Annotated in this window: 10 protein-coding genes; 5 read left to right on the forward strand and 5 right to left on the reverse strand. The window is 59.0% G+C overall.

Going from position 1 to position 13,754, the window contains the following annotated elements:
• Window positions 1-23 precede the first annotated feature (23 nt).
• Window positions 24-575: a GNAT family N-acetyltransferase gene (locus tag AC1DVF_RS06730; protein ID WP_460090817.1), complete on the forward strand. Its 552-nt coding sequence runs from the start codon at window positions 24-26 to the stop codon at window positions 573-575.
• 126 nt (window positions 576-701) lie between these two features.
• On the opposite strand, the gene AC1DVF_RS06735 is transcribed toward AC1DVF_RS06730, so the two are convergent.
• Entirely contained in the window at window positions 702-1,625 is a 924-nt protein-coding gene (locus AC1DVF_RS06735) for a carbon-nitrogen hydrolase family protein (protein ID WP_477782253.1), read from the reverse strand.
• An 84-nt stretch (window positions 1,626-1,709) separates the two neighbouring features.
• Between AC1DVF_RS06735 and AC1DVF_RS06740 the strand changes: the two genes are divergently transcribed.
• On the forward strand, window positions 1,710-2,618 hold the full coding sequence (locus tag AC1DVF_RS06740; RefSeq protein WP_477782254.1) for a LysR family transcriptional regulator: 909 nt from the start codon (window positions 1,710-1,712) through the stop codon (window positions 2,616-2,618).
• Window positions 2,619-2,622: 4 nt separating this feature from the next.
• Here AC1DVF_RS06740 and AC1DVF_RS06745 read toward each other — a convergent pair whose 3' ends face one another.
• Window positions 2,623-2,877, reverse strand: coding sequence for a hypothetical protein (locus AC1DVF_RS06745; protein ID WP_007917411.1), 255 nt, complete (start codon window positions 2,875-2,877; stop codon window positions 2,623-2,625).
• 154 nt (window positions 2,878-3,031) lie between these two features.
• Here AC1DVF_RS06745 and AC1DVF_RS06750 point away from each other — a divergent pair, with 154 nt between their 5' ends.
• Window positions 3,032-3,349: an ElaB/YgaM/YqjD family protein gene (locus AC1DVF_RS06750; protein ID WP_007917413.1), complete on the forward strand. Its 318-nt coding sequence runs from the start codon at window positions 3,032-3,034 to the stop codon at window positions 3,347-3,349.
• A gap of 199 nt (window positions 3,350-3,548) precedes the next feature.
• Here AC1DVF_RS06750 and AC1DVF_RS06755 read toward each other — a convergent pair whose 3' ends face one another.
• Window positions 3,549-4,589 (reverse strand): Ldh family oxidoreductase, encoded by a 1,041-nt coding sequence (locus AC1DVF_RS06755; RefSeq protein WP_186625567.1) that lies wholly within the window; start codon window positions 4,587-4,589, stop codon window positions 3,549-3,551.
• Window positions 4,590-4,817: 228 nt separating this feature from the next.
• Here AC1DVF_RS06755 and AC1DVF_RS06760 point away from each other — a divergent pair, with 228 nt between their 5' ends.
• Complete coding sequence (locus AC1DVF_RS06760) at window positions 4,818-9,683, forward strand: dermonecrotic toxin domain-containing protein (RefSeq protein WP_477782255.1); 4,866 nt, start codon at window positions 4,818-4,820, stop codon at window positions 9,681-9,683.
• 73 nt (window positions 9,684-9,756) lie between these two features.
• Here the strand turns inward: AC1DVF_RS06760 and AC1DVF_RS06765 are convergent, their stop codons facing one another.
• On the reverse strand, window positions 9,757-10,026 hold the full coding sequence (locus AC1DVF_RS06765) for a PepSY domain-containing protein (RefSeq protein ID WP_093432877.1): 270 nt from the start codon (window positions 10,024-10,026) through the stop codon (window positions 9,757-9,759).
• A 152-nt stretch (window positions 10,027-10,178) separates the two neighbouring features.
• Between AC1DVF_RS06765 and AC1DVF_RS06770 the strand changes: the two genes are divergently transcribed.
• On the forward strand, window positions 10,179-11,180 hold the full coding sequence (locus tag AC1DVF_RS06770; protein WP_460090813.1) for a FecR family protein: 1,002 nt from the start codon (window positions 10,179-10,181) through the stop codon (window positions 11,178-11,180).
• Between the two features lie 56 nt (window positions 11,181-11,236).
• Here AC1DVF_RS06770 and pvdQ read toward each other — a convergent pair whose 3' ends face one another.
• Complete coding sequence (pvdQ, locus tag AC1DVF_RS06775) at window positions 11,237-13,582, reverse strand: bifunctional acylase PvdQ (RefSeq protein WP_477782256.1); 2,346 nt, start codon at window positions 13,580-13,582, stop codon at window positions 11,237-11,239.
• Window positions 13,583-13,754 lie beyond the last annotated feature (172 nt).

Consider the following 13,754-nt stretch of genomic DNA (forward strand, 5'->3'; position numbering starts at 1 on the left):
ACATTCAGGGAGGCTGCAGGTTTATGGAAGACACACCGACGCTGTACACCGAACGACTGATCCTGCACCCGTTGCAACTGGCCGATGCCGACGCCGTGCAGCAACTGTTTCCCCACTGGGATGTGGTGCGTTATCTGAACGCGGCGGTGCCATGGCCGTATCCCGAAGACGGCGCCCTCACCTATTTGCGCGATGTTGCCTTGCCGGCCGTGGCGGCGGGCAACGAATGGCACTGGTCGATTCGCCGCAAGTCCGCGCCCGAACAGTTGATCGGCAACATCAGCCTGATGGATCAAACTGACAACCACCGTGGATTCTGGCTGACACCGGCGTGGCAAGGTCAGGGCTTTATGACCGAAGCGAGCGCAGCGGTGACCGATTACTGGTTCAACGTACTTCAACGCCCGCTGATGCGCGTGCCGAAAGCGGCGCCGAATACCGGCTCGCGCAAACTCTCGGAGCGCGCCGGGATGCGCTTGATCCGGACCGATGAAGATGATTTCGTCGGTGGGCGTTTTCCACGAGAAATCTGGGAAATTTCCCGGGAAGAATGGCTGCAACAACACAAAACTTAAGCTTGTAACTAACTCCTGTGGGAGCGAGCTTGCTCGCGAAAGCGGAATATCCGTCAACCAAAATGTTGAATGTGATGACGCATTCGCGAGCAAGCTCGCTCCCACAGGTTCTCAATAAGACTGGGGTTATGTGTTGAATCGCACACCCGGTTTGGCGCGCTCATCCACACTCAACTCAAACACATCCGGCCGCGCGTAGTGCCCGACCACATCGTAGTCATACCGCGCCCGCACCAGTTCATCGGTGTCAATTTGCGCCGTGAGCAACCCCGCCTCGCCCCGCAACGGCCCGGCCAGCACGTCGCCCATCGGCCCGACAATCACGCTCCCCCCGGCAATCAACGGGCGATCCGCCGGCCAGTTGGCAATCTCCATGCCCAGTTCATTCGGTGACGCCTGCACCTGACAGGCGCTGACCACAAAGCAACGGCCTTCATGAGCGATGTGGCGCATGCTGACCTGCCACATCTCGCGCTCGTCGACGGTCGGCGCGCACCAGACTTCGATGCCTTTGGCGTACATCGCCGTGCGTAGCAGAGGCATCATGTTTTCCCAGCACACCACCGCGCCGAGCTTGCCAACCTGACTGTCGAACACGGGCAAGGTCGAGCCGTCGCCCTTGCCCCAGATCAGCCGCTCGGTGCCGGTGGGCATCAGTTTGCGGTGTTTGCCGACAAGTCCGGCCTGCGGGTCGAAATACAGCGCCGTGCAATACAACGTGCTGCCAGCCCGTTCAATCACGCCGATCACCAGGTTGGCCCCGGTGCGCGCCGACAGACCGGCCAGCGCTTGCGTTTCGGCACCCGGCACATCGATCGCATTGGCAAAATATCGGGCATAGGCTTCGCGCCCCTCGGGCAGGCGATAACCCAATTGCGTGCCGAAGCCCTCGCCTTTCGGATAACCACCCAACAGCGCTTCCGGCATCACCACCAATGCCGCGCCAGCCTCGATGATCGCGCCCTCCCAACTCAGAATCTGTTCCAGGGTCGCGCTTTTGCCTTCGGGCAAAGCGCCGATTTGCAGCGCAGCAACAATTGATTTGGCCATCGCGATAACTCCATGAGGTTCAGTGGTTGCCGATTCTGCGGCGCCACGCGATCATGAATAAAGCCCCATTCACTGCTGAATGATATGAGCCAAATGAATATCGCCACGGTCGACCTCAACCTGCTGAAAGTCTTGGAAGCCCTGCATGAAGAGTCAAGCGCCAGCCGCGCAGCATTGCGACTGGGGGTGACACAATCGGCGGTCAGTGCGGCGCTGCGCCGCTTGCGCGAGGTCTACGGCGATCAATTGTTCGTGCGTACCGGGCGCGGCCTGGCACCAACGCTCAAGGCCAATCAATTGAAACCGGTGGTCAGCGAAGCGCTGAACAAGTGCCGGCAAAGCCTGGCGATGGTCGACCCGGCGGCCAACCAGTACGACGGTCGCTCGGTCACCGTAGGACTGTCGGATGATTTCGAAATTGCCTACGGTCGCCGCCTGATCGAGGAAATTGCCCGCAGCGCTCCGAAGTTGCGCCTGATCTTTCGTCAGACCCATAGCCAGATCGTCGCCCGCGCGCTGATGGAGCGCAGCATCGATCTGGCGATTACCGCCGGAGGCTTTGCCAAGCGCTTGCTCAGCCGTCAGGTGTTGGGCGAAGGCGGTTATGCATGTCTGGTCGATCCGGCGAGCCTTGCGCCCGGTCAGCAGCAGATCGATCTTGAGGAGTTTGTCGACCGCCAGCACATTCTGGTGTCGTCCGGCGGCTTTATCGGGATCACCGATGAGGGTTTGGCGGCGCTGGGCCTGAGTCGACGGGTGTGCGCGTCGACCACGCATTTCGCCGCGCTGCCGTATTTGCTCAAGGGCAGTCGGGCGGTGGCGACGATTCCGACGCATGCCGCCGAAAGTATTGCTGAGCTCAGCGGCCTGGCGCTGCTGCCCTGCCCGCTGAAACTGCCGCGTTATCCGATCGAACTGGGCTGGCGTACCACCACGCAGATCGATCCGGTGGTGGTCAAAGTCCGCGAAGCGATTGCCGCGACGTTCACCTGAAGCGTTACTTGTTCGCGGCCATCAAGCGATTGACTTCACTGCGCACCATGTTGGCGAACTCCGGCGGCGACATGCCGTCCAGTTCCGCGCGGACCCACTCGGCCCATTTGCCTTTGCGCTTGCCGCGCTCGCCAAACAAACGCGCGGCTTCGCCTTTGGCTTTGCCCAGATTGTTTTGCCAGAGTTCGAACAGACGGGATTTCTCATCTTCCAGCGCAGCGCGCTCTGCGAGTGATTTGTCGGCCAGATTGAAACTCATGGGGAATTATCCTGCTGCGTAAAATGGCGACATCTTACACGCTCGACGGAAATCTCCCGCGCAGGTTTTTATTTCTGACCTAAATTCAGTGCAACTTTTCAGCAAGCGCCACACTCCATTGATCACTGTCCATTCAACTGCAAGGAGTCACCCAATGGCCCGCAAATCCGCCGTGCAAGCCGCCGAAGATCAAATCAAGGATCAGGCCTTCAGCGAACTTCAGGCTCTGATCCAAGAGTCCGACAAACTGCTCAAGAGCAGTGCCTCACTGGTCGGCGAAGAAGCGGAAACGCTGCGCGGACAAATCGCCCTGAAACTGCAACAGGCGCTGGATTCGGTGTCGAGCGTACGTGATCGCACCAAACCGGCGGTTGATGCCACCGAAAGCTACATCGGCGGTCATCCGTGGCAGACCGTGGCGATCTCCGCCGGTTTCGGTCTGGTGGTTGGCTTGCTGCTCGGCCGTCGCTGAGTCAAGGCACACAAAAAAGGCGAACCCACTGGGTTCGCCTTTTTTATGCCTGCGTGTTTTTACCGGCTTTGAACCAGTTCCGGGCTTTCAGAACCTGAGCTCAACTCGATCTTTCACGTCGGCGCACATCCGCCATTCACCGCGGTCAGTCCCCTATCCCCCGGGGAGAGGGCTAGGGTGAGGGGCTTTTGATCTTTGATCACGCCCCCGCCAGCTCACGCAACTGCGCCAGCGTCTGCGCATCCAGCACAATGCCCTCAGCCAGCGACTTGCTGCGCTGCCAATGCCTGCGATCGCCCGGCAACCGCTTGAGGCCGACACTGTGCATCTGCCGCACCAGCTCACCACTGCGCTCGGCAAAACTCTGCCCGGCGGCTTTGCTCGGGTCGATGACGATCAACAATTGCCCGGTCCACGGCGTCTTCGCCCCGGGATGATTGGCCCAATCGAACTCGAAAGAAAAATTCCCTCCGGTTAATGCGGCCGCCAGCAGCTCAACCATCATCGACAGCGCCGAACCTTTATGCCCACCAAACGGCAGCAACGCCCCGCCCTCGAGAATCGCCTTGGGATCCTGAGTCGGCTGACCGAGGCTGTCCACGCCCATTCCGGCGGGCAACCGCTCGCCTTTGCGCGCAGCGATCTGCACGTCGCCATGGGCGATTGCGCTGGTGGCCAGGTCGAAGACAATTGGCGCGGCGCCGGCCCGTGGCGCGGCGAACGCAATCGGATTGGTGCCGAACAGCGGCCGGTCGGCGCCGTGCGGCACCACGCAGGTCATGCTGTTGACCACGCTCAGTGCTACCAGCCCCTCGTCGGCAAATGGCTCGACGTCCGGCCACAGCGCGGCGAAGTGATGCGAGTTGCGAATCGCCAACACGGCAATCCCGGCACTACGCGCCTTCTCCACCAGCAACGACCGGGCGGCGGCCAGTGCCGGTTGGGCGAAACCGTTGCCGGCATCGACACGCACAAAACCGGAAGCGACATCTTCGACTTGCGGCACCGCGTGGCCGTTGACCCAGCCGCTGTTCAGGGTCGAGACATACCCGGGTATGCGGAACACGCCATGGCTGTGGGCACCATCGCGCTCGGCGCCGGCGCAGTTGGCGGCCAGCACTCGGGCGACTTCGGCGGAGGTGCCGTGGCGCAGAAAAATCGTTTCAAGCAGTTGCGTCAGCGCTTCAAGAGACAACGAGGACGAGACAGCAGAGGACACATGATCGTGTGGCGCAGACATCTGAAGCTCCAGAATGATTATTGGAGGGAACAACAGCGTACGGACGACTTGCCCGCCGATTAACCATGCCACAGCTGTCGGCTGTCAACCCTTGGATTGGCGATGACGGGCGTTGGCTCATGGCACATTTCAACTCGACGTGTGCGGTAACTATGTACCGCCTGCACAGCGACCTGCGTACCTACTCTTGAACTCCCCGCCCAAGGCGCCCCGTTCAGAGTTCCAATGATGTCCAGCCTCCTGCTATTCCCCGAGATACTCAAATCCCCGGGCCGGCATGCCAGCCTGGGTCCGACCCACGGCCTCAACAGCAAAGATTTCAGCTGGCTCGCGCATGTGCAACTGGCGACCCACACCCTGCGCAGCGAACAAACCCCACCCATGCTGGCCGAACGCATTCTGCTAAACGCCGACAAGCAACTCGCCATCCCCCTGCCCGGCAGTTTTATTCTCGGCACCGGGCCGGATGACCATGGCGTGTTTTTGTACACACCTTACGACGGTCTGAAAAAATACAGCGATTACCAGACGCTGATGGACGCGCTGCAAACACGCCTCGATAACGCTGAAGAAACCGATGATCTGTTGGCCTTTCTCAGTGTCTTGCTGCGCAAGGAACTGGTAGAGAAACGCGGCATCACCCTCACCCGCGAAACCATCGAAGGTGATGTGTTTGACGATCAAAAAACGGCGATCAGCCAGTCTCAGGACACCTGCGCCCGCGATGTGCTGGATGAGCTGAAACGTCTGCCGTCGTTCGCCACCTTGCTGGAGAACATTCTCGACGAACTACTCGAGCCGCATTTTGCCGATTTACCGCAGTCGCGCACCCGCGTCGGTTTTTACCTCGACAGCGCCCCGATGTCCGCGGAGATGAGACAATGGGTCAGTTCGCTGTCATTGAGTGAAGCACTGCTGCTGCACTTTCGCCGTCAGGGCTGGCCGCGCGGCCAGACAGCGGAATTCTCCCACCCGGCCCGCGCAAGCCAGGCGGCTGACCAGACCGCCTGGGGCGATGCGATCAAGTCCGCATCGGGACGACTGACCATGCTGCTGTTTCGACAGCTGGAGGCCTACTGGAATGCCGCTGCATTCGATGGCTCGCCCAGGCGCACGTACTTCAGCCAGTCGTTAAAGGATCAAATGCGTGCAGATCTGATGCTCAAGCGCGAAGCGGAAATCCTGTCTGCCACTGAATTCGACGCCCTGCACAGCGTGATCCGCGAACCGAATGTAGCGTCCCGGCGGCCCCACTTCGAAACCGTGTGCTTGCGTGAGGACACCGCCTACATCGAACTGGCCGGGTCGCTGATGATCAACCATGACAAGGCTTATCTCTACACCCCTACCCAAGGCTTGCAAGTCCTCACCAACTACGCCGATCTCAAACAGACGCTGACCGCCAAACTCAATGCCGCCGGCCATGAAGACGAGCTGTACGGACTGATGAACCTGGAGGAGCGCAATCGCTATCTGGGATTTGCCCACGCGCAAGTGTCCGGGGAAAACATCGGCGGCGACATCATCAGCACGCTGTTTGAAGCGATCCTCACCAAACAACGGCAAAACATTGAATTCGTCTTGCAGCTCTTCCGCCAGAGTGAACGCACAACCGACATCCATGCGCTTTTCGACAAAGCGCTGGATATCCGTTCGATGATTCATGAGCGTCTGCTCAAGCTCGACGTCAACGAGCGCTGGAGTACCCGACCGTTGTTTTCCAGTGCACCGCTGTCGTCACGGGTGCAGACCGACAAGGCCAGGCAACTGGCGATACAGCTTGAACGCGCCGAGGAGAATCTTGGCAGTCACTTCAAGGATCAGCCGACCACCAGCAACGCCGAACAACGCGTGTTTCTCGAAGGTATTCGATGGAAACTGGCACAGGCCTTTGAGGATGGCGTGCGCGCTGAGGCACACATAAGGAATCTCAGCGGTTCCTGGCTGACGGCCGAACGAAAGATTGTCGACGCCGTGTTCGATGCAAAACACGCCAAACGCAGGGATCGTCAGTCGCTCAATGGCTTCCGGCCGGATGCCTGGTCGCTCAGCGTTACCTGCGCAGGCAAAGCCGATGCACTGTCGCTTGCGCATTGCGTACTGTTGACCGAGCGCGGAGGCATGGACGTCGAGCATTCCGGGCGTGCGATCCTGTGGACGCCGGCCATGGGTCTGGAATCGTTCGACGACATCGCCATCGCGCAGAAGCAACTGCAACAGCGCCTGGACGACAATAACCAGTCTCAGACACTGCTGGAAAATCTGTCAACGGCGCACTATCAACTGGACCAACAATACACACTGGGCCCGTTCCAGTTGATTGAAGGCAACGTGTTGAACGATCGCATGCAATCGGCCATTGAACACTTCCTGGCCCATTGTGAGGCGTTACGCGTTTGCATCACGGACAAGGATGTACTCGCCAGTTTCCTTACTCGAATAACAAACACCGCCATCGATACCAACTTGCGCCGGGCCATCGACCTGGCCCAGGCTTTCGTCCGCCAGCAGGATTTCCCTGACTGGTTACGCATGGCGCCGGTAACGGAACAACGCACACAACTGGCACTGCTGGATGAAGTGCGGCGCAGCGTTATCGATGGCAAGGATTTTCTCCACGACGTCCCCGCGTTAGCCAGCCATGTGGAGCAGACGCTGAAAACACTGCTCGACGCCCGATTCCCTGGCACCGATCTCAAACCAAAGCAGATCCAGATCACCCCGAATCTCACGCTGGCAGGCCCGCCCTGCAACCTGCTCGATTTTGCCTTGCATCACTACAACATCGTGCAGGACACCGGGTTCAAGGTCGCCTCGACCATCGCCAGCGCTTTGCCAGCAACGCTCAATCAGTCTGCGGTTCAGCAACTGCTGCAATCCCTCGACATCACTACCGCCTACACCCGGAAAGTCACCGAGGCGCTCTCATCCGACACTGAGCCGGCACGCACCAGCAAAGCACGGTTCCTTCGTCAGTTGCCCTGGCAGTTGATGCAGCACGCGCACGCCTTGAAGTTGCAACAACAGTTGTCGCAAAGCGGTTTCGACTACGTTTGCCAGGTTCTGGACATGCCCGACGGGGTAGCGCGCGCCACCGTAGAGGGTGCTCACGCCAGTGCTTGCCCGCTGTCATTGATCAAGACCCCCGGTAGCGATTTCGTCGACGCCCTCGGACTTTATGTCATTGGCCCCGGGGCGGAACATACAGGGCCACGCGTGCTCTACGCACCCTACTCGCGGTTCGTGTTTCGCGAATTCGAGGACGAAGCGCAATTGATCGAGGCCTTGAATACACCGGGGCATTTTCAGGACCTGATCATCCGGCGCCTGCCTTCCGGGCAACAAGCCGTCTTCAAGAATCTGCTGAACACGACGATTGGCAAGACCAGTGAAATCAAACTTCACCGCACGCCCATCACCGGCAATCTGCTGGAGCATTTGCACAAGGACACGCTCAGCCTTCTACCGCAACTGCTCGCGTGCCAGCCGCAGATCAACGCACAAGCCGATTGGGAAACCGCGAAGTCTCTGTTCAGTCACGGTGTGCGCCTGGTTCCCCATCTCTTGTCGGGGAAAATCGCCTCGTTGTTTTTTCTCTGGAAAAGCTACAACGACTTCAAGGAGTCCGCCGAAGACCTTCAGGATCATCATTGGGCCAACGCTCTGAAAGGCTTTATCGCCGGGGCGTTATCCCTGTTTAGTCTGGGTCGGCTGTCCTGGGAAACAGAGGCAGAGGCGCAAACAGCTGAATTTTCCTCCGAGGCGCAGGCCACTGGAGCAAAGGTTGCCGAAACCGGCGCGAACACCACGGAAAAAACCGCCGCTCGCTGGTCAAAAGTCCCACCGGTTAGCACCTCGCGCGCGAACTTGCAGTCTTATGAAACGACCACCGCACTCGACAGCCTCACACTTGATAGCAATAAACTGGTTTACGGGGATTCATCCAGCAAGCACAAATATGCAGCGATTGCCGGCAAGGTATATCCGGTGGTCCAGGCCGAAAAAGCCTGGTACTTGCGCAAAAAAAACGGGAGCCGTGGGCCGGCGCTTGAACAGAAAAACTCACGACTGGTGCTTGCCCGCGCCAGTCAGGCCGTGCATCGCTGTCGATCGAGGAGGCCCCTGGCTCTGCAAACCAAAGTGGAGCAGCACTGTTCAATTCTGATGCTGATCCAGGCGCGAGGGATGGCAGAGATCAACCGCCGATACCCCGCCAGAGCCTTCGTGATTCAGCAAGCGGTTACCCGGGCAAGAAACTACGCGTTGTATTGCCTGTATAACTTCGTCGAACATCGCGACAACCTCGGGGGCACTCGTGTGGAAACGGTCCTCAGGGATTTTTTCGACGTGCGACAGATCACGCCGATGCTGCTGAAGAAAATCGAGAAGGTGATCCTGCCGATTTGCCGCGAACTGACGGACCCAAAGGATGACTTGCTCTACACAGAGCGCTTTTTCGCTGGCCTCAATGCGCGCTACGACGATGACACGGTTGCCTTTGTCTTCAAGGAAGACCGGCGAAAAGTCGTGCACTTCACCGAGCATTTTTTCAATCCGAAACTGGATGTCTACACCGCCTTTTTGCCACCCAGGTTCAATGTTGATTCCCATGCTCGCGCGATCACGCTGCTGCACGAACTTTCGCACCTGATCAACGATAGCGAAGATTTCGTCTCCGTAGAGGCGATGAGTCCCTACCCCGACCTTATCGATACCACCACCGCGGACGGGCAACAGCTCAAAACGGGTCTGGAACGTTATCGTAAATCCTTGTCACGCTCCGCTGCGCCCGAACAGTTATTCGCGACCAGGAATGAGCAAGGGCTGTGGGTAGATCTGGATAAGTTGCCGGAGCAGGCCGATGTCTACAAAAAAGTCCTCAGTCTGACCAAAACCAGAAACCTTGCAGAGGCACGTAAAGCCTTTCGCAATCCGCTCGCTGATGAAGCGCGCATCGAAGTGCTGATGGCCAACGCCGACTCGATCGCCTTACTCATCAGCGAAATGGGCAGACAACTGGATCCGCCAACGACGCCGATACCGTTGCCGGCGCCGACTTCAAGCCAGGCGGATTCCGTGCAAGCGTCACCGTGACCACGGGACAAAAAAATGCGCCGGTCTGAGGCCGGCGCATTTTTCAGGAACACACTGAGTATTTACCGGGTGATCAATCCTTCTGGTCGCGCAAGATATTGCCCGATGCGCCGTCGATGCGGAACTCGTAAACCACGCCGTCAGCCTTGCGTCCTTCACCTTTCCAGTAGCCGTCGTTGTCGGCTTCGATCTCATAGACTTCGACGTAACCGGCCTTGGTCTTGACGATCTCGATGGCTTTTTCGATGGTGACCCAGCCAGCGCCGGGGCGATCGGCCAACGCTGCGCCAGCACTGAGCAAACCGGCCGTGGCGATCAACGCTGCGAATGTCTTCTTGATCATTTGTTTTCTCCATTTGTGGATAGTGGTCTTGGTCGTCCTGCTTTTTGGGTGTCTGAGGGAAAAATAAGTTCCACTTTGATGGGTAAATGCCATGACGGTTGTTCTCGGTCACTTCCCGACAAGGTTAGAATGGGCGAAATCAGGACGAGTCAATGACCCAAGACACTCTCTCGGAAGCCGAATACGATGCGATCACCGATGCCGCCGCGCATTGGTGCATGCGGGTGCACGCCGATGACTGCACGGACGAAGAACGTCGCGCATTCAAGCAATGGCACGACGCTCATCCCCTGCATGCATTCGAGTACGAGGCCATGCTGGAAGTCTGGGAGGTGGCCGAACATTTGCCACGCCCGCAATCCGTTCCGGTCATGCCGGCCCGTCAGGCACCGCGCTCGTGGCGTCAACTCGTCGTAGCGGCCGGCGTCTGTGCGCTCGCCCTGCCGCTGGCGGCTTACACCGGCTGGAATCTGGGCTGGCTGCCCAACAGCTATCAGCATTTCGCCGCTACCGATACTGTCCGCCAGGTCACGCTGAGTGACGGCAGCCAACTCGAACTGAACCTGAACACTGATCTGACCTTCAGCAATTACAAGGACGAACGCCGCGTCACCCTGAAAAAAGGTGAAGCGTTCTTTACGGTCAGCCACGACATGGCCCACCCGTTTGTCGTCCGCGCAGGCGAAGGCAAGATTCGCGTCACCGGGACGCGTTTCAATGTCTGGATGTATCAGGACCAAGTGCGTGTGAACCTGATCGAAGGTTCGGTGCTGGTCACCAGCAATCGCTCGTTGCCGGGCGATGGTTTGCGCCTCGGCCCGTCGATGCAGGCGCGCTACAAACAGGGCGATTACATGCCCCAGATCAGCCAGACTTACCCTGGTGACACCTCGCTGGCCTGGCGCAATGGCAAACTGGTGCTGGATAACCTCGCGTTGAGCGAAGCGCTGCCACTGATCAACCGCTATCTGAGCAATCCATTGGAGCTGGCGGACAACAGCACCGGTACGATTCGCGTGGGTGGCATCTACAACATCAAAGAGCTGAACAATCTCGCCAACAGCCTGCCCAAGGCGCTGCCGGTCTACCTCACCCGTAACAAGGAAGGTAACCCGGTGATCAACTCGATACCGCAACAACCGCCAAAAAACTGAAGGCCGCACCCCTTGCAGGATGCGGCCCTCTGGCTCAACGCAATTGACGCTCGGGATTACTGAGCGGCGACCTTCCCCGCTTTGTCCAGTGTCTGGCGCACAGTCTGCACCTGATACTGCGGGTCAGCCTGAATCTGCTGTTCGGTAAACGGCAGGACACTCCACTGTTTCTTCGAGAACGCCTCGGTCTGATCCCGCGAATACTTCGACGCCGGATCGCTCGACAGCGAGAACGCCAGCAGCCCTTGGGCGTGCGGGCCCTTTTCGTCGAAGGTCACGACTTGCAGGTAGCTGGTGCCGCTGACCACTTCGAGTTTGCCGTCTTCACGCGGCACGCTCTGGATAGCGTTGTAGATGCCCAGCGTGCCCGGCCCACCGTGAATTGGCGTCTGTTGCCCGCCGCTGCTGACGACCTGGATATCCCCCCAGCGGGTCTGCGGCTTGAGGCCCATTTTTGTGCTCGACTCGACCGATGCCAACATGGCCTCACGCAGTGCCTTGGCCACGATTGGCTGCTCTACCGCCAGACCGCGCGGCGTGTGTTGCGCATCTTTGGGATCGAACGCGACACGCCATACACCCGGCGAAGCCTGCAAGGTCTGCATGATGTTGTGGAAATGCATCAGGCCCATACCCGAATCAAGGTTGGCGCGGCCATCCCATGCCTTGAGACTGGTGCAAACCGGCTTCAGCGCTGGCGCATCGACACCGAGGTCAGAAGCACAGAACTTCAACAGATCCGGCACCACCTGAGTCGCCAGGTACACCTGATCGTCCATCACCATTTGCTGCAGATCCTTCACTGCCAGCGGGCCTTTTTTACTCAGCGTGCTCAAGCGATCCAAAGCAAACCGGGAGCGCAAGCCCAGTGGTTGGCCATCCTGACTGATCAGCGGCGAGAAACCGGTCAGCGGTTGCGCCGGGTTGACCAGCCACGCCGAGTCGTTGGAGTGCTGAACGAAGTCCTTGCGCAGCAGTTGCGGCAATTGGCTGGAAGCATAAATACCCTGCTGCGCCGCTTGCGGATCAATGTCCCATGCGCACGCGCTGTTGGAGCCATCCAGCACGATCATCTGCGTGCCGATACGCGGATCACTGCACTTGGCCAGTTTCTCGGCATTGACGTTCGGCACCACTGACAGGTTCATGTACAGCGTCTGGCCTTTGTCATCCACGGCCAGGGTGTTGACCCACGGAATGCCCTGAATCTTATGTACCGAATTCTGCAGTTCCTGAAGCGTGGACGCCTGATTCATCGCGTACCACTGGTTCAGCACGCGATCATTGTCGATATTGGCATCGCGCAGGCTGTAGGCGAACTGATTATCCCAGTCGAGCTTGCCCGGCCACTGCACGATCGGGCCAAACTGCGAGCTGTAGACATCACGCGAAACCGGCACCACCTGGCCGTCGGCCTGTTTGACCTGCACGGTCACGGTCTGCTTGTTCAGCGGCAAGGATTGGCCATCGAGCATATAGCGTGTGGAATCCTTTGGATCGAGTTGCAGACGATACAAGGTGAAGTGTTTCGACGAATCGACCGTGTGCGTCCACGCCAGATGCTGATTGAAGCCGATATTGATCATCGGCAAGCCTGGCAAGGCAGCGCCCATGACGTCGAGCTTGCCGGGGATGGTCAGATGCATTTGATAGAAGCGCATGCCACCGACCCACGGGAAATGCGGGTTGGCGAGCAGCATCCCACGCCCGTTGAACGAGCGCTCGCTACCCACCGCGACAGCGTTACTGCCACGGTCCAGAGCGAAGCGTTGCTGACGCGCATCGGCCAACTGATAGGCCTGCACATCGTGTTCGATCACCGCGCTCGCCTGCGGCGGCGTAGCCCCGGCCAGCGCCTCGGCGAACTGCCCGACGCCACCCTCGACCAGCAGACGGCGGGTCAGCTTCACCAGATCTTGCGGTGCAATTTCACGCACCCACTCGCCCTGACACTGTGGCGACAAGCCTTGCTGACGGCGCTCGCCCAGATAGCGGTTATAGCCCGCAGCATAGCCTTCGACCAGATCACGCACCTGCGCAGGTTGCGCCTGCCAGAACGCCTTGACCGCTTCCGGCGTGTTGAGCCAGGTAAAGAACACATCGCTGACACGGTTTTCACGCTGCTCGACGGTGAACTGGTCCGGGCCGAAGTAGCGTGAACGCTGACCATTGACCGTCACGATCTCATTGGCCAGCAGACAGAGGTTGTCCTGCGCATAGGCATACCCGATGCCGAAACCAAGCCCGCGCTCGTCCTGCGCACGAATATGCGGCACACCAAAGGCGGTACGGCGAATATCGGCGCTGACATCCGTGGTCGGACTGAACGCATAGGCCGAACAACTCAGCCCGAAAGCCACGCCGGCCAAGGTCAGTCCCGTTAACTGTCTGGAAATTATCACGCTCGCTCCTGATCGACATGCCAAAGAGCGAACCCGGCGCTGGCACGGATCCGCTCTGGAAACACCCACGCGTCCACGCGCAATGAGCCTGTCCAAGAAACGAAGTCAGAGGAAAAAATTTAGGCTCTCCACGCAATCCCCGAAGCAGAATCAAAAGCCCCTCACCCTAGCC

It is taken from the genome of Pseudomonas sp. P4_D7 (assembly GCF_056401755.1).